This window comes from Thermodesulfobacteriota bacterium (genome assembly GCA_040756475.1).
Classification (GTDB): Bacteria; Desulfobacterota; Deferrisomatia; order Deferrisomatales; family JACRMM01; genus JBFLZB01.
The window spans coordinates 3,403-28,752 of the sequence record JBFLZB010000042.1; the positions used below are offsets into that span (position 1 = coordinate 3,403).

A 25,350-nucleotide genomic window follows, 5' to 3' on the forward strand; every position below is an offset into this window, starting at 1 on the left:
CGAGCTCCATCACGAAGCGGTTGACCTTGCCCACGAAGAGAGAGTGGGCGAAGAAGACGGGGATGGCGACCGCCAGGCCCGCGGCCGTGGTGATGAGGGCCTCGGAGATGCCCGTGGCCACCTGGGAGGGGTCGCCCAGGCCCGCCTGGCCCATGGACTCGAAGGCCTTGATCATGCCGGAAACCGTGCCGAAGAACCCCACCAGGGGGGCGGTCTTGGCCACGGCCTGGAGCAGCGCCAGGCCCCTCTCGAGCTTTCCCACCTCCAGGTCCCCCCGGGCTTGGATGGCCCGCTCCACCTCCGCCCGTCCCCGGCGGATCTTCTCGATGCCCGCGGCCAGCATCCGGGCCATGGCCCCGCTTCCCCCCCGGGCCACGGCCAGGGCGTCGTCGTAGCGCTGGGCCTCCAGGGCCGCCGCCACCCGGGCCATGAACGACTCGGTGTGGGTTCGTGCGCGGTACAGCACCAGGATCCGCTCCACCACCACCGCTGCCCCCGCAATGGAAAGGGCCAGCAGCGGGTACATGGCCGGGCCGCCCTTCTGGAAGAACTCCAACATGGCTCGACTCCGCTCAATCGTAACGCGCATGGCAAGGGGTGCAGAGCTCCGCATAGCTGGGCACCCGCCACAGGTGGACCTCGGCCGCCCCCAGCGCCGCCCTTCCCTTGAGAACGCCCTTGTCGTGGGGGTTGTGGCAGGTGGTGCACACCACGCTCGCTCCCTCGTGGAGGGGAAGGCTCACGCCGTGTCGCTCCTCGTAGGCTGCGAGCCGGGCGCGCCGGGCCTCCGGCAGCTCCACCAGGTGGTTGATCCCGCTCGGGTGGGGAGAAGAGTCGTGGCACCCCGCGCACAGCTCCAGGGGAGAGTAGAGAAACAGGAGGTCGTCCGGGCCCTCGTAGGCTGCCTCCGGGTCGTCGGACGAGGGAATGCGCCGGTGGCAGAAGGCACAGGTGGTCGTGAGGATCTTCCCGTCTGCGCTCACCTGCCGGTGGGGATTCAGGGAACCGGTCCCGGCCCGGGGATGGCACCGGTAGCAGAAGTCCGTGCTCACCGAGTAGGGCCCTCCCCGCAGAAAACCGCGGTTGGGCTCGCCCCGGGCCTGGGTGCAGGGATGGTCGTGGCAGGTGGAGCACGACAGGAGCCCCTGCGCGTCCAGGGGATAGTCGAGGAAATCCAGGGGGAAGGTGTTCGGCGTCGGCGCCACCGCCATGGGGTGCATCCCGCCGTGGTCGGCCGGGTGGCAGCGCACGCATCGAGCGGTGGGATCGCCCTCCCGGAAGGCGACCGCGGCGGCATCGGTGGGGGCCACGGGGTGGCACGCCACACACCCCGACCGGTTGCGGTGGGGGTAGCTCTGGGAGCTGCGGGCCGCAAACGAGGCATAGGCCTGCCGCAAGGACGCGAGCGTCGCCTGTTCGTCGTGCACGTCGTGGCAGGTGGTGCACAGGGCCGTATCCCCGGCCAGGGGGAGGCCGGCCCGGGCCAGGTCGGCCGCGGCAGCCCGGCCCCGGGTGACGCGGGGATGGTGCTGCGGATCACCGGGGTGGCACATCTGGCAGTGCCTGGCCTGGGCTTCCCGGGGAACGGCCTTCCCCTCTACGGTGCGAAAGGTGAGCTCTCCCGCAGCCCGGCCGCCGTCGGGCGGCTCCACGTGGCAGAACAGGCAGGCCACCCCGGCGTGGGGGTTCTTCCGTGCGGCGGGCGCCGCTGCCACCGCGACCTTGCCCGAGAGCAGCTGGACGGCCTTTTCCAGGGAGTCTGCCGAGGGCCCGGCCACGAGGAAGAAATGGAGCTCCTGTCCCTTGTGGCAGACCTGGCAGGTCTTGGGCAGGAGGTTGTGGGCTTCGTCGGTGGGGCGGATGACCCGGTACACCGACGGCGCCTCCGCACGCGCCGGCGCGGCGGCGGTCAGGAGCAGGAGCAGGAGCAGGAGCATGGAGTGCACACGTCTCCGCTGGAAGGGTCTCCCCCGGATCGCGTGCCGTCTCTACCCAAGGCCCCGGGGCGTCGCCCCGTGGGATGGAACAGGAAGGGGAAGGGTGGTCGGGACGACTGGATTCGAACCAGCGACCTTCTGCTCCCGAAGCAGACGCGCTACCAGACTGCGCCACGTCCCGACGCTCCCACTCCGGCGCACGCGCCGTTGCGGGAGAGGGCTCCCCTCCGAAGGGAAGGGAGGAGTTTACACGCTGGCCCCGGCGGCTTTCAACGTCAAACTGGCGCCGGCAGCCGGACGTGGCCCACCTGGAGTCCCTCGGCCGTGTCCAGGAGAAGGTACGAAACGGCCTCCCCGCCCCCGGCGCTCCCGGGGTTGAGCAGCAGCCGCGAGCCCGCCCGCCGCACCAGGGGCCGGTGGGTGTGTCCCACGGTGAGCACGTCGGCCCCGCACCCCTCGAGAAAGCGCAGGAGCTCGTCCTCGGCCAGCTCGCCCAGGCCCTCTTCCCTGGGCCCCGCGGGGCTCGCGTGGGCGAAGAGAAAGCGCACCCCCGCCTCCTCGACGGCGAGCTGGGCGGGCAGCCCCCGGAGGAACCCCTCCACCTGCGCACCCTCGGAGGGGCCGCCCCCCCCGGCGGGCTCGCGGCCGTGCCGTTCCAGCCAGTCGAGCTCGGCGTCCCCCACCACGCCGGGGATTCCGTGCTGCAAGAGCAGCCCTACCACGGCGGCGTCCTGGGCGCCCGGCCCCTCCCCCAGGAGGTCCCCCAGGTGGACGAGACCGTCCGCCCCCCGCCGTTGGGCGTCCCGGAGCACCGCCTCCAGGGCGGCCAGGTTGCCGTGGAGGTCCCCGAAGACCGCGAGCCTCACCCCTCGCCTCCGCGCTTGAGGTGGCGCAGCGCGTCCATGCCCGCGATGCAGCCGTCGCCCACCGCGGAGGCCACCTGGTGGAAGCGGCGCCGGCGCACGTCGCCCACGGCGTACAGCCCGGGCACCGAGGTCTCGCAGGCCTCGTCCACCCTCACGTACCCGTCGTCGTCCAGGTCCACCAGCCCCCGGAGGAACTCGGTGCCGGGCCGCTTCTTCCCGGCGAAGACGAAGACCCCGTCCACGTCCAGGCGCGTGGGCTCGCCGCTGCCCTGGATCTCGGCCAGCAGGCCCGTCACCCCGGAGGCGTCGCCCACGACCTCCACCGGGCGCGCGCCGGCCACGACGCGCACCGCGGGGTGGGCGAGCACCTCGCGCCGCAGGGGCGTGGAGGGCTTGACGCCCCCCACCGGGACCACCAGGTAGAGGGTGGAGACGAATCGGGTGAGGTGGTGGGCCTCCTCCATCGCCCACTCGCTCACCCCGACCACGGCCACCGCGCGCTGCCGGTAGAGGACGCCGTCGCAGGTGGCGCAGTAGGACACCCCGCGCCCCAGGAACTCCTCCTCGCCGGGGATGCCAAGCGCCTGCACCAGCCCCGTGGCCACCACCGCCACGGGGGCGCGGAAGGGAAATCCCGAGGCCGTCACCACCTTCCACTCCCCCTCGACCCCCAGGGCCTCGGCCCGGCCGAACTGGATCTCCAGGCCGAACCGCAGGGCCTGCTTCTCCATGCGCTCTGCCAGCTCGCGCCCGCTCAAGGGCTCGGGGAAGCCGGGGTAGTTTTCCACGTGCCCGGTCTGGGCGATTTGTCCCCCCAGCACGGTGCGCTCGAGGAGCAGGGTCTTTCGGCCCGCCCGCGCCAGGTACATTCCGGCCGTCAGCCCCCCCGGCCCCCCGCCGATGACGATGGCCTCGTAGGTCGCTGCGTCGCTCATGGCTGCACCTCCCGATTTCCTCCCGGCGCGCCCCCTTCGGCGCCCCGATCTGTCTCGAAACCTCTCACGGCGCGCCCCGCCCCGGCGCCCCTGCGCCAGGCGGCCAGAAGCTTCGCGCCGGAGCCGGCGGCCGCGGCCAGGGCGCGGTCGAGGCCAGCCACCCGCGCCGACAACGCATCCACTGCGCTGCGCGCCTCCCCCAGGGGCCGCGAGACCACGGCCCGCAATGTTGCCTGGCTCCCGCAGAAGTCGTCGGTCCCGCTCCCCAGCAATCCCGCCGCCGGGTCACTCCCGGAGCGGAGCAGCGCCTGCCGCAGCGCCTCCAGCACCGCTTCGCACGCGTAGCACAGGCACAGGGGCGCCTTGAGCTCCCCGAGGCGGCACCCACCGGGACCCAGGTAGGCGCACGAGACCCCTTCCGCGACGAGCCCGCTGTGCCGCTCCCGTACGCGATAGGTGGGAGGCGGGGCAGCGGCGCCTCCCCCACTAGCCCTGGACGGGGCCCGGGCCCGGGCCCCGTCCAGGGCTCGGGCGAGCTCCGCCGGAAACCGGCCCTCTTCCCCCGAGCCCGGAACCCACAGGGCGTCGGCCACCCCCGCCTGGCAGCATCCGGGAAAGATCCCCTCCAGGAGCTCCGCGTCGGCCCGGGGGTCGTCCCGATGGTGCAGCCCCGTCACCTCCAGGCAGGCCGCACAGAAAGGGGCGAGCCACTGGCCGCAGAACCCTTCCAGCACCCGCGCCGCGCGCCGGTACAGGGGCAGACGCTCCAGGGCGTCGGGGGGTTCGCCCCCGGAATCCGCCGGCTTCGGCATCGCAGCGTCCCGCGGGAGCCGGGCAACCGGCTCAGAGCTGCCCCTGGACGGCCTTCTGGAACACGTCGGCGCGGGCCAGGGCCTGGAACGTGTCGGCCAGGGCGTCGCGCAGGGCGGCCTCGGCCTGCCGCTTGGTCTCTCCCGGGCTCTTGCGCTGAGCCTCCCCCTTGAGTCGCACCCGCCCGAGCTCCCGCCCGGAGGCGTCCGCCAGCCGCACGGAGTACCCCACCCGCACGATGACCTCGTCCCACACCGACCCCGGGTTCTCGGTCACGCTGCACTCCTCCAGCTCGATCGAGAGAAGCAGCCGGGCACCCTGGGAGGTGGAGGCCTCCAGCCCCTTGTGGAGGAGATACCGGGAGAGCTCGCTCCGCACGTACTCCGCAGGGGCCGGCTCCAGGTACGCGGTCTGGGGACTCTTCTGGAAGCGGGTGTACAGGGTGCCCACCCGTTGGCCCGCCTCGGCCTCGGGCCGCACATCCCGCGCCTGGGAGACCCAGACGGACCAGGCGACGGCATCGGCCTGCCGGGCGGCCTCGGGCATGGGAACCGGGCCGGGCGCGAGCACCACCGCCTTGGAGGCGCAGCCCGTCGAAAGAACGAAGAGGAGCACGACGAGAGCCGAACGTACTGCCCTGACATCCATGGGAACCTCCTGAGAGCGGGGGGAGCCGGCATCCTACCCCAGGAGCCTCCGACTGAGAAGGCTGGGCGGCCCGGCGGCCCAGCAGCCCAGGAATCCTTGAGGACCTGGAATCTCGAAGAATGCGTCAAGTTTCTCCCTGGCGATGGTGGGTCCGCTTCGCTTGACCCACCCTACCGGTTGCCGCGCAAGGTTTGGGGGGCGGGCCGGGGGGCTCCCCGGAGGCGGCGCAGGCGGCTTTGGCGATGCCCTTGCGGACACGAGATGCCCTTGCCTTCCCTCGCTCGAATGCGCGGACCCTTTGCATTCCCGCGGGATCCTGCGCCGCCGGAGGGGAGGCCCCCGGCCCGCCCATCCCTCGACGGTCTGAGGCGCAGCCTCGCTAGGGGTTGGGCGGCCTAAATTTCCCCGGATTTCCGCTCCTTGCACGGCCGGCTCCCGGCGCGCTATCATTTTGCCCCTTCTCGCCATTCCAACCCCTCACCCGCACCCGGGAGGACGCCGATGGAGCGTGCCGGCCTCGACTTTGCCCACCTGCCCTTTGCGTATCACAAGACCGACGCGAACGTGCGCTACCGGTGCCGCGACGGCGGGTGGGACCCCGGGGAGCTCACCTCCGACGAGAGCCTTACCCTCCACATGGCCGCCACCTGTCTGCACTACGGCCAGGAGATCTTCGAGGGGCTCAAGGTCTTCGAACGGCCCGACGGCAAGCTCCAGACCTTCCGGCTCGAGGAGAACGCCCGCCGCTTCCAGCGCTCGGCCCGAAAGCTCCTGATGGAGCCCGTGCCCGAGGAGCTCTTCCGGGAGGCGGTGCACCGGGTCGTCCTGGCCAATCGCCGGTTCGTGCCCCCCTACGGGAGCGGAGCGAGCCTCTACGTGCGCCCCCTGCTCCTGGGGGCGAGCGCGGAGGTGGGCGTGAAGCCTGCCCGGGAGTATCTCTTCCTGGTCTTCGTGACCCCCGTCGGGCCCTACTACAAGGCGGGCTTCACCCCAGTGCGCCTCATCGTGGAGGAGGAGATCGACCGGGCCGCCCCCGGGGGCGTGGGAGACGTGAAGTGCGGCGGAAACTACGCGGCGGGCATGCGCGCGACCATGGGCGCCAAGGGCAAGGGGTACTCCGAGGTCCTCTACCTCGACTGCCGCGAGAAGAAGTACCTCGACGAGTCGGGCTCGTCGAACTTCTTCGCCATCCTGGGCAAGACCTACGCCACCCCCGCCAGCCCCTCCATCCTGCCGAGCATCACCAACCTGAGCGTGCGCCAGCTGGCGCGGGACCTGGGTCTCGCCGTGGAGGAACGGCCCATCTCCGTCGAGGAGCTGGGTCGCTTCGACGAGGCCGGGTGCCTGGGCACGGCCGCGGTCATCACCCCGGTCGAGGCCATCACCTACCGGGGCCAGGACTTCGTCTATGCCAAGGCTGGGAAGGCGGGGCCCGTGACTACCGAGCTCTACCGTCGCCTCACGGCCATCCAGCTGGGAGAGGCCCCCGACCCCTACGGCTGGACGGAGATCATTCCGGAGTGACCGCCCGGTGAACTGCGCGCGCTGCGCCCACCCCGCCCCTCCGGGCCCCTACGGGAGGCGAGACACCTGCTCCCGCTGCGGGGCCGACCTGCGGGCGTGCGTGAACTGCGCCTTCTACGCCCCGGGCCAGTACAACCACTGCCGCGAGCCCCAGGCGGAGCGAGTTCTGGACGCGCAGAGGGCGAACTTCTGCGACTACTTCCGGCCGGCGGAGGGGGCGGAGGGCACCCGGCAGGAAGATCCCCGGGCCGCCGCCAAGGCCAGGCTCGACGCCCTCTTCAAGAAGGCCTGACCCCAGTTTGACGTGGCTTCGCCGCCTCCTCTCGGCCGCCTGGCCGGATCGGGCGCCCGAGATCGACCTGCACGGCTTGCGGGTGCCCCGGGCACTGGACGCTGTGCGCACCGCGCTCGCGGCCGCCCAGAGAGCGGGTGCGCCAAGGCTGCGGATCGTGTGCGGGAAGGGACGGGGAAGCCCCGGAGGCAAGGGGGTCCTGCGCGAGGCCGTGGCCGGCTGGCTGGAGGCCAACGGGTACGCAGGGCGCTACCGGCGGGAAGTGGACCGGGACGGGCGGGACGGAGCCCTCTCGGTGGACCTGCGAGGCGGGTTGGGCTGCCGGGAGCTCTAGCGCAGGACGGTGCTCCCCTCCTCGAAGGCGGACGAGCCGAGCTCGGCTTCGATCTCTTCGGGGTCCTCTGCGTTGTACTGGACGAGCCGGAAGAGCCGGTGGAAGCTCTCCGGCGGCACCTCGGTGAACTCCAGGGCCACCGCCGAGGCATCCCCCCGGACCAGCCGTGCTTCCACCGCGATGTCCAGGTCGGGGGTCTCCTGCTCCAGGTGGATCACCACCCGGACCGGGGCTGCCGGGGGGGGCTGCTGGCCCGCATCCAGCACCATCAGGCAGCCCTTGAGGCTCACGTTCTCGATCGCGCCCCGTGCCCCGCCGCCAGGCCAAACCAGGGAAACCCCCTTCCGGGAGACCACCCGAGTCCTTCTGCGTTGATTCATCCGTTCTCCTCCGCGAATACGGGGTGCATCGGCACATCGTGCTTCCGACTTGAGCACCCCCGCCCCAGCGCTCCCGCGGCGCGCCGGAGGCGCCCTGCCGCCCCGAACCATCGCCGATTCCGCGCGAAAGAGCAAGAGGCTGGGCCGCCGAGCTGCCGAGCCGCCTGCAACTTGTCGGGTCCCACCCCCTGTGCTAGCGTGTGCGCGCCTTCTCCCCACGGGTGCACGTGAGGTGTGCGATGAAGTGGCTGCTTTTTCTCGCGTTCGCCTATCTGCTCGGCTCCGTCCCCACGGGGCTGCTGGTGGCGCGCGTCCTCGGGGGCAGCGATCCCCGCCGTGCCGGCTCCGGCAACCTCGGCGCGACCAACGTGGGCCGCACCCTGGGGCGCAGGGCCGGCGCCGTCACCCTGGCGGGCGATGCCCTCAAGGGGTTCCTCCCGGCGGCATGGGCCTACGGGGTCTTCGGGTCTCCCTGGGCCGTGGCCGCCGTGGGGCTCGCGGCCTTTCTGGGCCACCTCTTCCCCGTCTACCTGAGGTTCCAGGGCGGCAAGGGGGTGGCCACGGGGCTCGGGGTGTTCCTGGCGCTGGCTCCCGGCTCGGTGTTCTGGGCAGGAGTCGTCTTCGCCCTCGTGGTGTGGCGCACCCGCATGGTGAGCCTCGGGAGCATGGCGGCCGCCGCGGCGCTGCCGCTCCTGTGCGCCTTCTTCGGCCACCCCCTGGCGGTGGTGGCCCTGGCCCTGGCCGTGGGTGCGCTCGTGATCTGGAAGCACCAGGGCAACGTCGAGCGCATCCTCGACGGCACGGAAAACAGGATCGGGAGCCGGATTTGAGGGGCGGGAAACCCATCGAGACCCCCTTGCGCCCCCACGAGGACCTGCGCCGGATCCCGGCGGTCGAGCGCGTGCTCCAGGAGCCGGCCCTCCGGGGGGAGTCCGGGGCCGCCCTGCCCCGCCCCGTGCTCGTCGAGGCGGTGCGCGACGTCCTGGCCGGTCGCCGGGAGACGCTGCTCTCGGGCATCTGCGCACCCCTGGACCCCGAGACCCTGGCCCGGGAGAGCCTGGCGCTGGCCCGGGAGAAGACCGCCCCCCACCTCGTCCGGGTCGTGAACGCGGCGGGCGTCGTGCTGCACACGAACCTCGGGCGGGCCCCCCTGGCCCCCGAGGCCGTGGAGGCCATGGGGCGCGCGGCCGGGTACTGCAATCTGGAGTACGACCTCGCGGCGGGGAGCCGCGGACACCGGCGCGACCTGGTGGAGGGTCTCCTGCGGGAGCTCACGGGGGCCGAAGCGGCCCTGGTGGCGAACAACAACGCCGCCGCGGTGCTCCTGGCTCTCGCTGCCCTGGCGTCGGGGCGGGAGGTGGTGGTGAGCCGGGGCGAGCTGGTGGAGATCGGAGGCTCCTTTCGCATTCCCGAGGTGCTCGCCCAGAGCGGGTGCGCCCTGCGGGAGGTGGGCACCACCAACAAGACCCACCTGCGGGACTACGAGCGGGTGATCGGGCCCCAGACCGCACTCCTGCTCAAGGTGCACACCTCGAACTACCGCGTCCTGGGGTTTACGGCCAGCGTCTCCACGGGGGATCTGGTGGAACTGGGCCGACGCCACGGGGTGGCGGTGGTGGAGGACCTGGGGAGCGGTTGCCTGGTGGGCCTGGAACACCTGGGTCTCGAGCACGAGCCCACGGTTCCGGAGGTGGTGGCCGCCGGCGTGGACGTGGTGACCTTTTCGGGGGACAAGCTCCTGGGAGGACCCCAGGCCGGACTCCTCGTGGGCCGGCGAGACGCCCTCGACGCCTGCGCGCGGCACCCCCTGATGCGGGCACTGCGCCCGGACAAGGTGACCCTGGCAGCCCTGGAGGCCACCCTGGCCCTGTACCGCGACCCGGAGACCGCCTGGAGCCGGGTGCCGGCCCTCTCCCTCCTGGGGCGCGATCCCCGGGAGCTCCGGGCCCGCGCCGAAGGTCTGGCGACGATGCTGCGCGATCGCCTGGGCGAACGGGCCCAGGTGACCTCCGGGGAAGGCGCCTCCGAGGTGGGAGGAGGGTCCCTCCCTCTCCAGAAGCTCCCCACCTGGCTCGTGGAGGTGCGCCGGCCGGGCCGGGGCGTCTCCCGGATCGAGGCGGCCCTTCGACGCCACCGTCCGCCCGTGATCGCGCGCATCCACGAGGACGCACTGATCTTCGACCCGCGAACCCTCGGACCCGGGGAAGACCACATCGTCGCGGACGCCCTGGCGGCGGCGCTGGGGACCGAGGACGGCGACTGACCGGCGCCGGCAGGGATGCTTCGGCCGGGGCCAGAAAGGGAGGAACCACGCGTGGCTCGTCAAACCTTTCTCCAGTTCGAGTACGAAGACGTCCTGGACCCCAGGACCCGGGAGCTCTGCGCCCTGGCCGCGGCCGCGGCGGGCGGCTGTGCCCACTGAACCCAGCGCCACTTCGCGGGCGCGAAGAAGGAAGGGGCCACCCCCGCCGAGATCCGGCAGGTGCTGGCCCTGGCTATGATGGTGGGGGCGGCCCGGGTGCGAAACGCCGTGACCGAAACGCTGAGCATCGGCCTCAAGGCAGACGAGGAGGGTTAGCGTGGTCTCGGCCCCGGCGCGCCCGCCCCAGCCCCTTCGCCCAGCCGCCTCGCCGCCCCGTTGAGCCCCCAAGCCCCCCTGGCCGCCATCCTGGCCGGAGGCCGCAGCCGCCGGATGGGGGCCGACAAGGTCTCCCTGCCCCTGGCCGGGGTCCCTCTCCTGGAGCGGGTCTGGTCCCGGGTCGCCCAGGCCGCCGAGCGCGTGGTGGTGGTGGGGGGTCCTCCCCGCCTCGACGGGAAGGGCGTGCCCACCCTGCCGGACCGCTACCCCGGCGCCGACTCCATGGGGGGAGTGGCCACCGCACTGGCCCACGCGGCCGGCGCGGTGGAAGCGGACGGCCCCGTGCTCTGCGTGGCCTGCGACCTGCCCTTCGTCGAGCCGGCGCTCCTGCGCTACCTGGTCAGCCTCTGCCCCGGCTGGGAAGCCGTGGTGCCGCGGGTCGCTGCGGGCTACGAGCCCCTGTGCGCCCTCTACCGCCCGTCGGCCCTGCCCGTCTTCGAGCGGGAGATCGCCCGGGGAAACCTGCGGCTGCGCGACGCCTTCGGGCAACTGCGGACGCGGGAGGTGGGGGAGGAGGAGCTGCGGCGGTTCGACCCGGAGCTTTGCTCCTTCCTCAACGTGAACCGGCCAGAGGACTTCGAGAGGGCCCGGCGGCTGGCGGCCGGGGAGTCGGGGTAGGCTGGGGACTTTCCAGGGACCAGAGAGAGGGCAAGGACCCAAGGGACGGAGGTGCCGCCGCAGTCCTTGCCGGGGAGGGCTCCCGTTGGCCTTCGTGACTCCCCGGGTCCGCTCGTGCCTCGACCCCCCCTGCCGCGCCTAGGCGCCCCCCCTCTGGCGCAGCCAGTGCTCCAGGTACTCGTTGCCCTGGCGGGTCCAACTGTGGTAGCGCCGAACCAGCAGGTAGGTCAGGAGCCGCTTCGACCGTCTCCACATGGGAGGGGTTCCTCTCCTCGTCGTGCCGGGTGCCCCCCGAGCTCAGGAAAAAGCAAGATACGTGCCGGAACCATTTTGCGGGAAGATGGGGCGGAAAACCGGCCCAACTGTGGCGCAAATTGCCACAATTGGAAAGAAAGCCCCGCTCATCCGGCTCGCTCCGCCCGGACCAGGAGCACGGCGCCCGCCGCCGCCCCGAGGAGGTTGCCGGCCCACGCGGCGAGGGCCGGGGGAAGGACTCCGGCGTTGCCCAACCCCATTCCCACCGCCAGCGACAGCCAGTACGCGAACCCCAGGAAGATGGACGCCACCAGGGCCAGGGCCGTACCGCCGCGGCGCCCGGCGCGCACGGCAAAGGGGAAACCCAGCAGCGGCATGATCACGTTCACCAGAGGCAGGCTCGTCCGGGACCACAGGGCAACCTCCAGGGAGCGGGTCTCGATGCCCTGGGCCCGGTAGCGGGCGATGCGCCGGCGCAACTCGGCCCAGGTGGCCTCGTCCGGGCTCGCCTCCGCGAGGAGGAAGTCCTCCAGGCGCTCCCGCAGGGGATAGGAAAGGGTCTCCCGCTCTTCCCGCGCCATGGCACCGTCGGCGGAGAACTCCCGCACCACCGCGCGGTGCAGCACCCAGCCCCCGTCTGCCCAATGGGCCTCTGCGGCGTCGATGCGCCGGCGCACCCGGTTGCCCTCGAGCTCGGCCACGCTCACCCCCACGAGGCGCCCGTCCTCGGGGGTCACCAGATTCACGTGGAGGATGCGCTCCTCCGAACGCAGCCACAGGTCCTCGGTCTTGAGCAGGGACGAGGGGGGGCGCTTCTTGATCCGCACCTCCTGAACCTCCCGGGCGAAGGCAAAGCCCCGGGGCGCTGCCACTTCCTGGACCAGCGCGTTGAAGGCAGCCACGGCCAGGCCGCAGGCCAGGTACGGGGCCGCCAGCCGGGGAAGGGAAATCCCGGCGCTTCGAAGAGCGGTGATCTCCCCGTGGCGGGCCAGGAGCATGAGGGAGAGCAGGGTCCCGAGCAGGGTCGCCATGGGGAGCACCTGGGAAACCATCCAGGGCAGCCGGGCGAGAAGGAAGAGCAGCGCGTCTCCCGCCCCGGCGTCGTACTTCAGGAACACCCGCAGCTTCTCGAAGAACTCCACCAGGAGGAAGAGGCCCGAGAAGGTCGCCGCGGCAACCGCGAAGACCCGGCCGAACTCCCCGGAAAGGTGGCGGTCGACGATCTTCACCGGTCGTGCTCCCGCGCCAGAAGCCCGCGCAGCCGGCCGAGCCAGCTCCCGACCGCCTCCTCCAGGGGCAGGGGTGCCTCCCGGTTCCTGCGGGCGAACGCATAGACCGCCAGGGCGCCCAGGAGGAAATTGGGCAGCCACATGGCGAGCTCGGGGGGCAGGGCGCCGTCCTTGCCCAGGGTGCGCCCCACGGTGAGCAGCGCGTAGTAGAGGAGCAGGACGACCAGGCACAGGCTCACCGCTCGGCTCCTCCCGCCCCGGGAGTGATGCAGCCCCAGGGAGAGACCCAGGAGCCCGAAGACAAGACAGGAGGCAGGCAACGCCAGGCGCTGGTGGAGCTCCAGCCGGGCCCGCCGGTCCAGCTCGGGCCCGTAGGCCCGGGTGAGCAGGGCGGCGGTGGGGGCCTCGCTCTCGCCGGGGGTCCAGGTGGGTGCGGGAAGCGGGATGCTGAGGCGGTAACGGTCGAAGCGAAGCCGGTGGTAGGGCTTGTCGGGCGCCGCCTGCTGGTGCATCTCTCCTTCCTCGAGCTCCAGGCCCAGCGCCCCTCCCTCGTCCCGGAGCCTCCCGGTGCGGGCGAGGATCCAGATCCCCTGGGTGTGCCCCCGGTCCAGGTGCAGAAACAGATCCTCCAGGCGGTCCGTATCCCGGTCCATGCCTGCGGCGTACACCGTGATGCCGGGGGCGAGCTCGGTGAACACCCCCGTCTCGGTGGTCAGCGTCAGGCGGCTCTTGAGCGACTCGTACAGGGCGGCCTGGAAACTCTGGGCCGCCAGGGGCTGCCCCCACAGGCTTACCGCCCCCGTGGCCGCGCAGACCGCCGCGGACAGGAGGGCCACGGGCCGCAGGTTGTCCCAGAGGCCCACCCCGCAGGCCCGCATGGCGACGACCTCGCTGTCGGCGCTCAGGCGCCCCACGGCCAGGAGCACCGCCAGCAGAAGGCTCACGGGCAGCAGCAGGGGCAAGAGGGCCGGCAGCGCGAGGCCCAGGAGCGCGAGCACCTGGCCCAGGGGGGCGCCCTTGGCGATCACCAGATCCGAGAGCTTCAACAGCCGGTGCATCAGCAACACGAAGGTGAACACCGCCAGGGCGAGCCCCAGGGGGGGGAGGCACTCGCTGAGCAGGTAGCGGTTGAGGACGCGCATGGGGGCAGCATACCCCCAAGGCAGGGCCGCCCGAAACCCGCTTGAGGGCGAGTCCGCCGGGGTGGTAGGTTGGCCCGAGCCCGAGAACCGGAAGAGGACCATGAATCTGAGCCGCTTCGCCGAGTCCCTGGAGTCGACCCTGCTCGCCCCCACCGCGCGGAGCTCGGACATCGAGGCCCTGTGCCGGGAGGCCGTCGAGGCAGGCTTCGCCGGGGTGTGCGTGGCGCCGTGCCGGGTGGCCGAAGCCGTGAAGCACCTGGCGGGTACCCCGGTCCGGGTGGTAGGCGTGGCGGGCTTTCCCCTGGGCAGTCAGACCGCGCGCGCCAAGGTGGCGGAGGTCTCCGAGCTCTTCGAGGCCGGCGCCCAGGACGTGGATCTGGTCTTCAACCTGGGCCTCTTCCTGGACGGGCGGCTCTCCCCCGTCTCGGCGGAGCTCCGCGACGCCCGCCGGGCGGCGGGAAGCGGGGTGCTCAAGGTGATCCTGGAGACCGGCGCGCTCACCCCCGCCCAGACCCGGGAGGCGGCGGCACTGGCCCTGGGCGCCGGGGCGGACTTCCTCAAGACCTCCACGGGCTTCGGCCCCCCGGGCGCCCGCATCCCCGACGTCCGGCTCCTGCGTCAGGTGGCGGGGAGCCGCTGCGGCGTCAAGGCCTCGGGGGGCATCCGCACCTTCGAGCAGGCCGAGGCCCTCCTGGCCGCCGGCGCCGACCGGCTGGGGACCTCGCGCGCGGGCGCGCTGTGGCAGGAGGCGGAGCGGAGGCTGGGAGGGGGTGTCCGTCCCGGTCCGGTCCGGGAAGGGTGAGAGGGGGGCTCCCCCGGATCGGACGGGCCCTCAGGCCGCCGCATCCCGGGGCTCGGAGGGCGGGCCGTCCAGGATGGCGAGCGCCGATTCCACCAGTTCCTGGGAGTTGGGTTCGGCGTAGATACTCGCCTCCAGGTGGGGCCGGTAGCGCTCCAGCACGTCCAGAAACCCTTGCCGCGAGAGATGCCCGTTTCGGTACTTGCGCCGCAGATGGCTGCGGATGACCCCGGCAGCCTTGAGGCTCTGGCTGCCGGTGGGGTCCGCCCGAAAACACCAGGCGTCTTCCCGGTCCACCAGGAAGGCCAGGATCGCGTCGAGGGACAGCTGCTTGTAGCGGGCCACCCGCGCCGGGTCGAGCACCAGTTTCGACTGTGCCAGGGTCTGCCGGATGATCTCCTGCCACTTCCGGAAGCGCCCCATGAGCACCACGCTGTTGAAGAGCACCTTGTTGGTCTGGAACGACAGCAGCGTGCGGGAGAGCACCGACTTGAGGATCGCGTCGTTGCGGTCGTGCATCTCGCGGCTGATCCGGTAGGGCACGTGCCACACGTCGTCCGGGGCATGGGTATCGAAGCGCACCTCCCAGTAGGCGTGGTTCATGGCCCGGGTATTGAAGCTCAGGATGGTCTTGTACGGGACGAAGTAGTTGTGGGCCACCACGTCGGCCGCCAGGTGGGAGAGGTACCCCCAGGCAAACGCCGCTTCCGCGGGGCGCGCGGTGCGTCCGAGCACCTCGAGGCCCACGGTCCAGCGGTGACAGTGGCGCAGATAGTGCGTGAACCGCTTCGCCACCACGATGTCGGCGGCGATGTTCCCGTAGAGGAAGCACAGGGGGTGGGAGCGCAGCGCCTCTTGCAGCGCCAGGGGAAGCACGCCCAGGTGGGCCAGCACCTGGGTACCGAGCTCCAGGTGGGTCGCCGGCCCCCAGGCCCAGCCCAGCGCGGGCGCCAGCACCGCGAGGGCCAGGACCGCGAGGCCGAAGGTTCGGGGGCGCGCGGTGAGGGCCATGGGGGCGAGTATAGTCAGGCGTTCCGAGGGGTGTCAAAAGCGGGGGCTGGCCAGGCCGGCAGCTCGCCGGGGGCGCCGGTTCCCTACCCGAAGAGCTTGCGCACCGTCTCCCAGAAGCGGCTCACCGCCGAGCCGCCCTCCTCCTCCCGCAGGTCCTCGAACTCCCGCAGGAGCTCGGCCTGCCGGGCGGTGAGGTGCCGGGGCACCTCCACCTGGATGGCGAGCTTGAGGTCGCCTCGCCGGCCCTGCTCTCCCCGGGGCACCCCCTTGCCCTTGAGGGTCAGAACCTGACCGGGCTGGGTACCGGGCGGCACCTGGACGCGCGCCGAGCCCTCCAGCGTGGGCACCTCGATCTCGGCCCCGAGGGCGGCCTGCCCCATGGAGACCGGGACCTCGCACACCAGGTCCTGCCCGTGGCGGGAGAAGAGCGCGTGGGGGCGCACGGTGAGGACCACGTAGAGGTCCCCGGGGGGCCCGCCGTGCGCACCTGTCTCCCCCTCTCCCGAGACGCGCAGGCGCGCCCCGGTCTCCACCCCCGGGGGGATGCGCACCGCAAGGCGCCTGCGTTGCTGCACCAAACCCTGCCCCCGGCACTCGGGACACGGGTCCAGGGCCACCCGGCCCTCCCCGCCGCACCGGTGGCACTCGCGCTCCACGCTGAAGAACCCCTGCTGGAACCGGACGCGGCCGTGGCCGTGGCACTCGGGACACGCAGACGCGGTCGTGCCCCGCCGGGCCCCCGACCCGCCGCACTCGGGGCAGGAACGGCGCACGGGGATCTCCAGCTCCCGCTGGCACCCGAAGACCCCCTCCTCGAACTCCACCGTGAGGTTGTAGCGCAGGTCGGCCCCCCGCTCCGGGCGGGGACCCCGGGGGCGCCGCTGGCCGAAGATGTCGCCGAAAATCTCGCTGAAGAGGTCGTCTACGTTGCCGCGGAAGTCGAAGTCCCGGTCCGTGTAGCTCCGCTGCCCTCCCGGCGCTGCATGGCCGTACTGGTCGTACTCCGCACGGCGCGCCGGATCGGAGAGCACTTCGTAGGCCTCTGCCGCCTCCTTGAAGAGCGCCTCCGCGTCCCCGTGCTCCGGGTTCCGGTCCGGGTGCCACTTGAGGGCGAGCTTGCGGAAGGCCTTCTTGATCTCGGCGTCGCTGGCGTTTCGCCCGACCCCCAAGACCTCGTAATAGTCTCGCTTGGCCAAGAAATCCCCGCCGGTTTGGGTTTAGCTCGGCTCCCCACCCGGAAAACGAGACCGGGGAGCCCCTTCGGGCCCCCCGGTCGGGCTCGGTCGTCGCTTACTTCACTTCTTCGAAATCCGCGTCCACGACCCCCTCGTCGCCCCCCGAGGGTCCGGACGGACCTTCGCCCGGGCCGGCCTGGCCGCCTCCGGCCCCGGCCTTCTTGTACATCTCCTCGGCCAGCTTGTGGGAGGCCTGGGTGAGCGCCTCGAAGACCTGGCGGATGCGGGCGACGTCGTCCGACTCCAGGGCGGGCTTGGCGTCGGCCAGGGCGGACTCGATCCGAGTGCGGTTGGCCGCGTCGATCTTGTCGCCGAACTCCTTCAGGCTCTTCTCGGTGGAGTAGATCAGGCCGTCGAGCTTGTTTCTCTCCTCCACGAGCTCGCGCTTGCGGTGGTCCTCCTCGGCGTGGGCCTCGGCGTCGCGCACCATGCGCTTGATCTCGTCTTCGCTCAGGCCGGAGGAGGCCTTGATCTCGATGGACTGCTCCTTGCCCGTGGCCATGTCCTTGGCCGAGACGTGGAGGATGCCGTTGGCGTCGATGTCGAAGGTCACCTCGATCTGGGGCATGCCCCGGGGAGCCAGGGGGATGCCCACCAACTCGAACCGCCCGATGGTCTTGTTGTCGCGGGCCATGTCGCGCTCGCCCTGGAGCACGTGGATCGAGACGGCGGTCTGGTTGTCTTCGGCGGTCGAGAAGATCTGGCTCTTGCGGCAGGGCACCGTGGTGTTGCGGTCGATGATGCGGGTGAACACCCCGCCCAGGGTCTCGATCCCCAGCGACAGGGGCGTCACGTCGAGGAGGAGGACGTCCTTGACCTCGCCCGAGAGCACCGCGGCCTGGATGGCCGCCCCCACCGCCACGGCCTCGTCGGGGTTGACGCCCTTGTGGGGCTTCTTGCCGAAGATCTGCTCGACCTTCTCCTGCACCTTGGGCATGCGGGTCATGCCCCCCACCAGAATGACGTCGTCGATCTGGGAGGCGGAGAGCCCCGAGTCCTTCAGGGCCTGCCGGCAGGGGCCCTCGGTCTTGTCCACCAGGTCGCCCACCAGCTGCTCGAGCTTGGCCCGGGTGATGCGGATGTTGAGGTGCTTGGGCCCGGTCTGGTCCGCGGTGATGAAGGGCAGGTTGACGGTGGTCTCCATGGTGGTGGAGAGCTCCATCTTGGCCTTCTCCGCCCCTTCCTTGAGGCGCTGCAGGGCCATCTTGTCGCCCCGCAGGTCGATGCCCTGCTCCTTCTTGAACTCGTCGGCCAGGTAGTCGATGACCCGCTTGTCGAAGTCCTCGCCGCCCAGGAAGGTATTGCCGTTGGTGCTCTTGACCTCGAAGACCCCCTCCCCGATCTCCAGGATCGAGATGTCGAAGGTGCCGCCCCCCAGGTCATATACGGCGATCTTGCGCTCCCCCTTCTTGTCCAGCCCGTACGCCAGGGCCGAAGCAGTGGGCTCGTTGATGATGCGCTTGACCTCCAGGCCCGCGATGCGCCCGGCGTCCTTGGTGGCCTGCCGCTGGCTGTCGTTGAAGTAGGCGGGCACCGTGATGACCGCGTCCTTTACCTCCTGGCCCAGGTACTCCTCGGCGGTCTGCTTCATCTTCTGGAGGATCCACGCCGAGACCTCGGCTGGGCTGTACTTCTTGCCCCGAATCTCCACCCAGGCGTCCCCGTTGGTGCCCTCCACGATCTTGTAGGACACCATCCCCATGTCCTTCTTCACCTCGGGATCGGTGAACTTGCGGCCGATGAGCCGCTTGATCGCGAACACCGTGTTCTCGGGATTGGTGACCGCCTGGCGCTTGGCCGCCTGGCCCACCAACCGCTCGCCCTCCGGCGTCAGCGCCGTCATGCTCGGGGTCGTGCGGCCCCCCTCGGGGTTGGTGATGACCACGGGGTCTCCCCCCTCCACGATGGCCACCACGCTGTTGGTGGTGCCCAGATCGATGCCGATGATCTTGCCCATGAACCCGCCTCCTTGTTCGCGCTTTACGTGAGAACGGGGGCGCCGGGGCGCCCCCGCCTTTCAGCCGGGCTGCACTTTAACCATCGCCGGGGGCTGGGGCAACCTTGGTCACCGTAACTTTCGCGGGCCGCAGGAGCCTTCCCTTGAGCGTGTAACCCTTCTCGTAGGTCTCGGCCACCCGGCCGTCCTCTTCCCCCGGCACCTGCGCCAGGGCATCGTGCACGGCCGGGTCGAAGCGGGCCCCCTCGGAGGCCACCGGCTCCACCCCGTGCCGGGCGAGGACCCCGCGGAATTGCTCCGTCACGTGGCCGAGGCCCTGGATCAGGGCCTCGAAGCTCTCCGCTCCGCCCTCCCGGCCGTGAACGAGCGCCCGCTCCAGGTTGTCGAGCACCGGCAGGAGGTCCCTCCAGAGTCCCTCGCCCGCGTACTCCAACGACTCGGCGTAACGCCGCTCGGTGCGCTTCTTGAAGTTCTCCAGCTCGGCCCGCTGGTACAACAGCTCGGCCCGCAGTTGATCGACTTGGGCGTCCTTCTCCGCGAGGATCTCGTCCAGGGACACCATCTCCCCCTGGGAAGCATCCGCCTCGGCCGGAGCATGCCCTCCCTCTCCCGGCGTCTGGCTTCCCCCGATCGTTTCGTCTGCCATGCCCACTTCTCCCCTATGACGGTTGCATCCTCACGTGGCTTCAACACTCGGAGCGGCGCAGCGAGGGCGGCGCGGGCGTCCCCCGGAGCACTGGACCGCCGCCTTCGCGCGCGGCGTTTCGATACTCCCGAAAACCGGCGCTCACTGGGAATCGAGAACCTCTCCCAGGACGCGCGCCGTATACTCCACGAGCCCGGCCACCCTCGGGTAATCCATGCGCGTAGGGCCGATGATCCCCACCGTGCCCAGGACCCGGCCCTGGCGCCGGTACGGCGCGGTGACCAGGGTGCACTCGCGCAGGTCGGCCAGAGGATTCTCCTCTCCAATGAGCAGGTGCAGCCCCGCCGCCTCGGAGGCCCGGTCGAGGAGGCCCAGGAGGCGCCCCTTCTTCTCGAAGGCCTCGAAGATCGCCTTCATCCGGGCCGCGCTGCTGAACTCCGGCTGATCGAAGAGCGAGGCGGGGTCGCTCAGGTAGACGTCTGCCTCGGCGCCTTCCCCGCCCACGGCCTGGCTCCCCAGCTCCAGGGCCCGGCGCAGAAGGGAGTCGTACAGCGCCACCTCGCTTGCCATCTCGGCGACGATCCGCTCCTTGACCTCCAGCAGGGGCAGCCCCTCGAGGAGACCGTTCAAGTAGTTGGCCATGCGGTCGAGCTCCGCCTGGGAGCCGATCTCCGGCGCCGTCACCGGGCGGTGATGCACCACCCCGGATTGGGAGACCAGCACCACCAGGACCCGCCCCTCCCTCAGAAAGACGAAGTCGATGTGCCGGAAGACGCTCGCCTCGAACCGGGGAGCCGCCACGACCCCCACCTGCCGCGCGGCGGAGGAGAGGAGCCGGGAAGTGGAGCCAAGCAGGGCTTCCAGATCCGCAGCTTCGGCGCTGCCCAGGGTGCGCCGCAGGCGACGTCGCTCTCCCGGAGAAGGCAGCTCCGGGCTCATCAGGCAGTCCACGTAGTACCGGTAGCCCCGATCGGTAGGCTTGCGGCCGGCCGAGGTGTGGGGCTGGGTCAGGTAGCCCAGTTCCTCCAGGTCGGACATGGCGTTGCGCACGGTGGCCGGAGACACCCCCAGGCTGTGCTTTCGCGCCAGATAGCGCGACCCCACCGGCTCCGCGGTCTGCACGAACTCCTCTACGACCGCACCCAGGATGCGCCGATCCCTCTCGCTCAAACTCGGGTCCATGGCCACCTCGTTTAGCACTCGACGCCCCTGAGTGCCAGCGCCGTACGGTAACAACGGCCCCCGGGGGAGTCAAGCAGCCCCCAGATGCCCACAGCCCCCGAGGAGTTGGGCGCTGCCCCACCCGCCGCCCCCGGTTGTCCACTGAAGTCCGGGATCGGCGTTCCATGCGCCTTGGCATCCTTGACTCTTCCGGAAGGGCGAGGGCAGAAAGCTTCCAGACGCGCAGGAGGCGGGACTGCCAGCGGCGGCCCTCTCGTCCGCCGCGTCCGCACCCGCCCTACCGCCCGAAGACGGCTCCGATTCCGATGCGGAAGCGGGGCTCGGCAGGGGGATAAACGGCGGGCCACAGGCGCAGTTGCTCGGCCCGAACCAGGGGGTAGGTGTATTCGGCCTCCCCGATGCGGCCCTGGACCGCGCCCTCCAGCGGTCCTACGACCGTCACGATCCTCCCGGGAGCATACTCCGCCGGGTCGAGATAGGCGTCCCGGCGGGCAAGGAAACGCCCCAGGGGGGCCCGGCCCGTGCGCGGCTCCCCACCCCGGGTGAGGGGATAGGCCAACACCTCGAGATCGGTGCCGTCGGCCCGGTTGGTCGCCTGCACCAGCATGCCCCCCCAGTGCACGAACCGGCCGCGCGCCCGCTCCGGGTCCGCGGCGGCCACCGCCGGATCGAGCCCGGGCTCGGCGCGGCTTGCATCGAGCCGGCTCCCGGCGCAACCCCAGAGGATCAAGACGCACGCGAGGGCGGTCAGGGCGTGGCACGGTCTCGGGGGTCGGTGCATGGGGTGTCTCCCGGGAAGTGGCGCGTGTCCGCACCAGTATACTCCAAAGAGTCTTTGCCTCAGCCCATCGAGGCGTCGCGGTTCGCTTCGCGTGTGTCCGGTCCGGCCGCAAAGCCGTCCAGCCGCCCCGCCGCGTCCGTATGCGCCTTGCGGCTCAGGCGGCAATGAGATAGAAGGGGAGCTGCCCGAGGTGTACTACACGCCGCGCTTCTCCCTGGCGCTGGATTTCTCCAACTCCTGGCACCGGGGGGCGCCCAGCGGGAACTCCGGCGCCCGGCTCTCCTCCCTCCAGCTCCTAGGGCGGTGGTGGTTCCCCAGGCAGACCTGGTCCCCTTTCGTGCAGGCCGGGGCGGGAGGCTACCAGGCCGAGGTGGACGAGCGGGGACGGGAGGCCCAGTACGGGGGACCCGGGGTCTCGGTGGGGGGAGGGGCCGAGCTGCCCCTCGGGCACCGTTTCTTCCTCCAGGCGGAACTGCGCTCCAACTGGGTTCGGGGCAAGGCGAGCAGCGGCGGCGATGCCCGCTGGCTCGGCCACACCCAGGGGCTGGCGTGGGTGGGCTACCAGATTCCGTGATCGGGGCACCCCCTTCCACAGGCCTCTGGGGAAAACCTGTGGATGACCCTGGGGACAACCCCCGGGAACCCGCAGCGCTCCGGGCTCCAGACCGGGTTGCACTCCCCTTGTGCGCAACTCGAAACGTTAATAGTTTCAAATACATAGAGAAAACAGCCGGAGACGCCGCCATGCTCAGGACCACCTATTACGGCCACGCCTGTTTCCTGCTGGAGGACGGCACCCACCGGGTCATCGTGGACCCCTTCCTCTCGGGAAACCCCAAGAGCAACGCTCCGGCCGGGGGCTTCCCCGGGCTGAGCGCGGTCCTGGTCACCCACGGGCACGCAGACCACCTGGGCGACGCCGTAGACCTCTCGAAACGCTACCGGGCCCCCATCGTCGCCCCCTTCGAGCTCGCCATGTTCTGCCAGCGGCGCGGGGCCACGGTGCACCCCATGCACATCGGGGGAAGCCACCGCTTCGAGTTCGGCCGCGTCAAGCTCACCATCGCCCACCACGGCTCGGCCTTCGTGGACAAGGGCACCGAGTACACCGGCAACCCCTGCGGCTTCCTCGTGACCCTGGGGGGCCTCACCGTGTACCACGCGGGGGACACGGGGCTCTTCTACGACATGAAGCTCCTGGGGGAGATGAACGACATCGGCCTGGCGCTGCTCCCCATCGGCGACAACTTCACCATGGGCCCGGAGGACGCGGCCAAGGCGGTGGAGTTCCTCCACCCCCGGTACGTGGTGCCCATGCACTACGCCACCTTCGACGTGCTGGAGCAGGACGCGCGCGGCTTCGTCGAGAAGGCCCGGGGGCTCGGCGCGGAGGTGGTGGTGCTGGCGCCGGGCCAGAGCCGGGAGTTCGCCTAGGTGGACGCCCTCTATCCCTGGGCGCTGCGGGGGGCAGCGGCCCTGGCCGTCCTCTGGGGCATCGCGCTGGTCGCGAGGGGTCGTGCATCGCGGCTCTCCGCTCTGGTCCCGGTGGGGGCTGCCCTGGGGGTGGGCTTGTGGCGAACCCTGCAGACGGGGAGGCCTCCCCTCACGGGCCTCCACGAGACCACGCTCCTCTTCGGCATCCTGCTTGTCCTGGCGGCGGCCCTGGCCTCCTTTCGGGGCGAGCACTGGCGGGTGTATGGCCTGTGCGTGACCGCCGCCGCAGGCCTCTGGGTCGTCTCTTCCTTCACCAACCCGCGGCCCGCACCCAATCTGCCGGCGCTCCAGACGTGGTGGTTCGAGATCCACGTGGCCACGTCGTTCGCCGCCTATGCGAGTTTCGCCGTGGGGGCGGCGGCGGCACTGGCCCACCTGGCCGGGTGGGAGCGGCCGCACAACCGCCGCGTGCTCGAGGGAGCCCACAGGTGGGGCTTCGCCTGGTTCACCTGGGGCATGGTGAGCGGGGGCATCTGGGCGTATCTGGCGTGGGGCACCTACTGGCTCTGGCACGTGAAAGAGCTCTGGTCGGGGATCGTATGGACCTACTACGCGGGCCTCGTGCACCTGCCCCACATGGCCGGCTGGAGGGGCAGGCGCCAGGCATGGGCCAGCCTTGCGGGGCTGGGGCTGGTGCTCTTTACCTATCTGGGCGTGGGGCTCCTCATGCGCAACACCCACCAGTTTTGAGACGGTAGAATCCATGAACCCCGTCCTTCGCCTCCTCGGCTCCCTCCAGACCACCCTGGCCCTGGTAGCCGTCCTCGTGGTCCTCTCGGCCTGGGGCTCGGTGGCGATCCAGTTTCGGCCCCAGGACTACGCGTCCATCGAGGACGGCGTCCTCCTGGAGTGGCTGCGCACGGCGGGCGCGGCCCGGCCGGGAGCCGCCTGGTGGGTGGCCTCCATGGCCGTCGTGGCGGCGCTGCTGGCGCTGAACACCTGCGTCTGCGTGGTCCAGCGGCTCGACCGGCACCGGCGCCACGGCCGGCTCCCGGCCCGCGCTGCTTTCGCCCACCTGGCCCACCTGGGCTTCCTCCTGGTGCTCGGTGCCCACCTGGTGGGAGCGGTGGCGGGCTTTCGCTCCGACGGACACCCGGCCTTCCCGGGCCAATCCTTCTCGGTGGAGGAGCGGCCGGGCTGGACGTTTACCGTATCGGACGTGCAGGTGGATTTCGCCCCCCAGGGCTACCCCACCTTCCTCCAGGCCGGCCTGGAGGCCCGGGACGGCGAGGAGCTGCTGGCGGGCGGGCCCGTGCGGGTGAACCAACCCCTGCACGCCCAGGGGGTGGCCGCCTACCTCAAGGGAGCCCAACCCACCCTGCGCGGGTGGTATCTGCTGCTCCCCGACGGGGAGCGGCGACTGGCGGAAGTGGGACGGCCCATGCCCCTGGGCCAGGGGACCCTCGTGCTCGCAGAGTGGTCCCGCGCCCCGGACCGCCGTATCGCGCTGCGCCTGGCCTGGGACCCGGAGGGCGCGGGACGCCCCCGGCCCCTCTGGGTCTCTCCCGCGCCGGGACAGGCCCTCGTGCTGCCCGCCGCGCCACCGCTCCGTTGGGGGGATATTGCCGTTGATACCGTGGGGATCTTCGATATAAGGTATGACCCCGGCGCCGGGCTGGCCCTGGCGGGTTCGGTGCTCCTGAGCGCCAGCTTGATTCCCCTCCTCTGGCCCGGACGGCGGCAGCACCCAGCCCCGCCGGCGCCTTCCGAGCCCGATGACCTCGCCTGACCTCGACCCCTCCGCTTCCCGCTGGTGCCTGGACCCCGCCGCGGCGAGAACCCTCGCCGAGCACAGCGTGGTGCGGGACCTGGACCGTTCGGGAATGGCCCACTTCCTGGTCAAGGTCCCCAACCTGGACAATGCCCTCAAGGCCGAAGTGGGCATCGAGCTGGAGAGAGAGCAGGACGGGTGCATCGCCCTCTCGGTGCTGCTCTACGACATCCCCTCGGAGCCGGTGAACTACGACCTGCGGTTCTACCCCGACCAGCAGGAAGACCTCCAGTTCCTGCGCAGCTTCCTCGACACGTGCCAGTTTCGCCTCTACCCCTGCGGACAGGAGGGCTCCGGCTGGACGGTAGGACCGGCCCAGACCTTTCGCATCCCGGCCAACGCCCTGCTGCGGCTCAAGCACTACTCCCTCTCCTGGCCCTCCGCCGAGGCGGCCCCCAAGGCCCCCCCGGCTGAAGAGCCCGAGTCCCCCGCGCCCACCGCGGCCACCCGCATCCACGACCCGCGCGACACGGTCATCCGCAAGCTCAAGGAGCAGGCCCAGGCCCTGCGAACCCAGCTCCAGGAGCGCGACAAGCGCATCATCGAGCTCGAAGACGAGCTCAATGACATCAAGAGCCGGGGGCGGGGATACCGCCTCTCGGGAGAGCGCAAACCCTGGTGGAACCCATTCCAGGGGAAGTGAACTGGGTGGCAGCACCAGAATCCACCACCTCATCCTGGGGCGGGGTCCGGGAGCCCCGGAGCGTAGCCCCGTACCGCATCGACCGATCCGCCGCAGCCGGTGGAAACCGATGAAGCCAGGAGCACCGATTCCGTGAGGAGCGCATCCTCCAATTGGCGCGGATTGCGGGGCGAAGCGCAGGGGCTCCCGGACCCCGCTCGCCACCGAGGCGGCGGATCGCGGA

The 25,350-nt window shown here is 71.3% G+C and carries 28 protein-coding genes and 1 tRNA gene; 13 read left to right on the forward strand and 16 right to left on the reverse strand.

Annotation, left to right across the window (positions count from 1 at the left end; all coding sequences use genetic code 11):
* From AB1578_08260 to AB1578_08290, 7 genes are all read right to left on the reverse strand, one after another.
* Positions 1-559: MotA/TolQ/ExbB proton channel family protein (locus AB1578_08260; GenBank protein MEW6487893.1), on the reverse strand; the 559-nt coding region annotated here is incomplete at its 3' end.
* 13 nt (positions 560-572) lie between these two features.
* Positions 573-1,937, reverse strand: coding sequence for a hypothetical protein (locus AB1578_08265; GenBank protein MEW6487894.1), 1,365 nt, complete (start codon positions 1,935-1,937; stop codon positions 573-575).
* Positions 1,938-2,041: 104 nt separating this feature from the next.
* Positions 2,042-2,118, reverse strand: a tRNA-Pro gene (locus AB1578_08270).
* Between the two features lie 94 nt (positions 2,119-2,212).
* The gene (locus AB1578_08275; protein ID MEW6487895.1) at positions 2,213-2,803 is read right to left on the reverse strand and encodes a metallophosphoesterase family protein; all 591 of its coding nucleotides are present in this window, start codon (positions 2,801-2,803) and stop codon (positions 2,213-2,215) included.
* Entirely contained in the window at positions 2,800-3,738 is a 939-nt protein-coding gene (locus tag AB1578_08280) for an FAD-dependent oxidoreductase (GenBank protein MEW6487896.1), read from the reverse strand. The genes AB1578_08275 and AB1578_08280 overlap by 4 nt, the downstream gene beginning before the upstream one ends.
* The gene (locus AB1578_08285; protein MEW6487897.1) at positions 3,735-4,550 is read right to left on the reverse strand and encodes a hypothetical protein; all 816 of its coding nucleotides are present in this window, start codon (positions 4,548-4,550) and stop codon (positions 3,735-3,737) included. Before AB1578_08285 ends, AB1578_08280 begins: the two co-directional genes overlap by 4 nt.
* 31 nt (positions 4,551-4,581) lie before the next feature.
* Positions 4,582-5,196, reverse strand: coding sequence for a hypothetical protein (locus AB1578_08290; protein ID MEW6487898.1), 615 nt, complete (start codon positions 5,194-5,196; stop codon positions 4,582-4,584).
* Between the two features lie 501 nt (positions 5,197-5,697).
* Between AB1578_08290 and AB1578_08295 the strand changes: the two genes are divergently transcribed.
* Genes AB1578_08295 through AB1578_08305 form a run of 3 tightly spaced genes read left to right on the forward strand, consistent with a single transcriptional unit; the run spans position 5,698 to position 7,346 of the window.
* The gene (locus tag AB1578_08295) at positions 5,698-6,720 is read left to right on the forward strand and encodes a branched-chain amino acid aminotransferase (protein MEW6487899.1); all 1,023 of its coding nucleotides are present in this window, start codon (positions 5,698-5,700) and stop codon (positions 6,718-6,720) included.
* Positions 6,721-6,727: 7 nt separating this feature from the next.
* A complete protein-coding gene (locus tag AB1578_08300; protein ID MEW6487900.1) occupies positions 6,728-7,012 on the forward strand; it encodes a hypothetical protein in 285 nt (94 codons plus the stop codon).
* A 7-nt stretch (positions 7,013-7,019) separates the two neighbouring features.
* Complete coding sequence (locus AB1578_08305; GenBank protein MEW6487901.1) at positions 7,020-7,346, forward strand: Smr/MutS family protein; 327 nt, start codon at positions 7,020-7,022, stop codon at positions 7,344-7,346.
* Here the strand turns inward: AB1578_08305 and AB1578_08310 are convergent.
* Positions 7,343-7,726 carry a PilZ domain-containing protein gene (locus tag AB1578_08310; protein MEW6487902.1) on the reverse strand — a complete coding sequence of 128 codons (384 nt, stop codon included), beginning with the start codon at positions 7,724-7,726 and terminating at the stop codon, positions 7,343-7,345. The two genes, AB1578_08305 and AB1578_08310, sit on opposite strands and share 4 nt — an antisense overlap.
* Positions 7,727-7,965: 239 nt before the next feature.
* Between AB1578_08310 and plsY the strand changes: the two genes are divergently transcribed.
* From plsY to AB1578_08330, 4 genes are all read left to right on the forward strand, one after another.
* A complete protein-coding gene (plsY, locus tag AB1578_08315) occupies positions 7,966-8,556 on the forward strand; it encodes a glycerol-3-phosphate 1-O-acyltransferase PlsY (protein MEW6487903.1) in 591 nt (196 codons plus the stop codon).
* Between the two features lie 26 nt (positions 8,557-8,582).
* Complete coding sequence (gene selA / locus AB1578_08320) at positions 8,583-9,989, forward strand: L-seryl-tRNA(Sec) selenium transferase (protein MEW6487904.1); 1,407 nt, start codon at positions 8,583-8,585, stop codon at positions 9,987-9,989.
* 51 nt (positions 9,990-10,040) lie between these two features.
* The gene (locus tag AB1578_08325) at positions 10,041-10,148 is read left to right on the forward strand and encodes a carboxymuconolactone decarboxylase family protein (protein MEW6487905.1); all 108 of its coding nucleotides are present in this window, start codon (positions 10,041-10,043) and stop codon (positions 10,146-10,148) included.
* A gap of 216 nt (positions 10,149-10,364) precedes the next feature.
* Positions 10,365-10,982: a molybdenum cofactor guanylyltransferase gene (locus tag AB1578_08330; protein ID MEW6487906.1), complete on the forward strand. Its 618-nt coding sequence runs from the start codon at positions 10,365-10,367 to the stop codon at positions 10,980-10,982.
* Positions 10,983-11,383: 401 nt separating this feature from the next.
* On the opposite strand, the gene lptG is transcribed toward AB1578_08330, so the two are convergent.
* Both lptG and lptF read right to left on the reverse strand, forming a co-directional pair.
* Positions 11,384-12,466: an LPS export ABC transporter permease LptG gene (gene lptG / locus AB1578_08335; protein ID MEW6487907.1), complete on the reverse strand. Its 1,083-nt coding sequence runs from the start codon at positions 12,464-12,466 to the stop codon at positions 11,384-11,386.
* Positions 12,463-13,608, reverse strand: coding sequence for an LPS export ABC transporter permease LptF (lptF, locus tag AB1578_08340; protein MEW6487908.1), 1,146 nt, complete (start codon positions 13,606-13,608; stop codon positions 12,463-12,465). The genes lptG and lptF overlap by 4 nt, the downstream gene beginning before the upstream one ends.
* A gap of 100 nt (positions 13,609-13,708) precedes the next feature.
* On the opposite strand from lptF, the gene deoC reads away from it, so the two are divergent.
* Positions 13,709-14,410 carry a deoxyribose-phosphate aldolase gene (deoC, locus tag AB1578_08345; GenBank protein MEW6487909.1) on the forward strand — a complete coding sequence of 234 codons (702 nt, stop codon included), beginning with the start codon at positions 13,709-13,711 and terminating at the stop codon, positions 14,408-14,410.
* A 30-nt stretch (positions 14,411-14,440) separates the two neighbouring features.
* Here deoC and AB1578_08350 read toward each other — a convergent pair whose 3' ends face one another.
* From AB1578_08350 to AB1578_08375, 6 genes are all read right to left on the reverse strand, one after another.
* The gene (locus AB1578_08350; protein MEW6487910.1) at positions 14,441-15,418 is read right to left on the reverse strand and encodes a zinc dependent phospholipase C family protein; all 978 of its coding nucleotides are present in this window, start codon (positions 15,416-15,418) and stop codon (positions 14,441-14,443) included.
* 83 nt (positions 15,419-15,501) lie between these two features.
* The gene (gene dnaJ / locus AB1578_08355) at positions 15,502-16,614 is read right to left on the reverse strand and encodes a molecular chaperone DnaJ (GenBank protein MEW6487911.1); all 1,113 of its coding nucleotides are present in this window, start codon (positions 16,612-16,614) and stop codon (positions 15,502-15,504) included.
* A 94-nt stretch (positions 16,615-16,708) separates the two neighbouring features.
* Positions 16,709-18,610 carry a molecular chaperone DnaK gene (gene dnaK / locus AB1578_08360; protein MEW6487912.1) on the reverse strand — a complete coding sequence of 634 codons (1,902 nt, stop codon included), beginning with the start codon at positions 18,608-18,610 and terminating at the stop codon, positions 16,709-16,711.
* A 76-nt stretch (positions 18,611-18,686) separates the two neighbouring features.
* Complete coding sequence (locus AB1578_08365) at positions 18,687-19,256, reverse strand: nucleotide exchange factor GrpE (GenBank protein ID MEW6487913.1); 570 nt, start codon at positions 19,254-19,256, stop codon at positions 18,687-18,689.
* Positions 19,257-19,397: 141 nt separating this feature from the next.
* On the reverse strand, positions 19,398-20,438 hold the full coding sequence (gene hrcA, locus AB1578_08370; GenBank protein ID MEW6487914.1) for a heat-inducible transcriptional repressor HrcA: 1,041 nt from the start codon (positions 20,436-20,438) through the stop codon (positions 19,398-19,400).
* Positions 20,439-20,715: 277 nt separating this feature from the next.
* Complete coding sequence (locus AB1578_08375) at positions 20,716-21,219, reverse strand: Slp family lipoprotein (GenBank protein ID MEW6487915.1); 504 nt, start codon at positions 21,217-21,219, stop codon at positions 20,716-20,718.
* Positions 21,220-21,409: 190 nt separating this feature from the next.
* Here AB1578_08375 and AB1578_08380 point away from each other — a divergent pair, with 190 nt between their 5' ends.
* From AB1578_08380 to AB1578_08400, 5 genes are all read left to right on the forward strand, one after another.
* A complete protein-coding gene (locus AB1578_08380) occupies positions 21,410-21,793 on the forward strand; it encodes a hypothetical protein (GenBank protein MEW6487916.1) in 384 nt (127 codons plus the stop codon).
* A 170-nt stretch (positions 21,794-21,963) separates the two neighbouring features.
* On the forward strand, positions 21,964-22,653 hold the full coding sequence (locus AB1578_08385) for a metal-dependent hydrolase (GenBank protein ID MEW6487917.1): 690 nt from the start codon (positions 21,964-21,966) through the stop codon (positions 22,651-22,653).
* Entirely contained in the window at positions 22,654-23,403 is a 750-nt protein-coding gene (gene ccsA / locus AB1578_08390) for a cytochrome c biogenesis protein CcsA (protein MEW6487918.1), read from the forward strand.
* A gap of 13 nt (positions 23,404-23,416) precedes the next feature.
* Positions 23,417-24,442 (forward strand): cytochrome c biogenesis protein ResB, encoded by a 1,026-nt coding sequence (locus AB1578_08395; protein MEW6487919.1) that lies wholly within the window; start codon positions 23,417-23,419, stop codon positions 24,440-24,442.
* Complete coding sequence (locus tag AB1578_08400) at positions 24,429-25,127, forward strand: hypothetical protein (GenBank protein ID MEW6487920.1); 699 nt, start codon at positions 24,429-24,431, stop codon at positions 25,125-25,127. Before AB1578_08395 ends, AB1578_08400 begins: the two co-directional genes overlap by 14 nt.
* Positions 25,128-25,350: the final 223 nt, after the last annotated feature.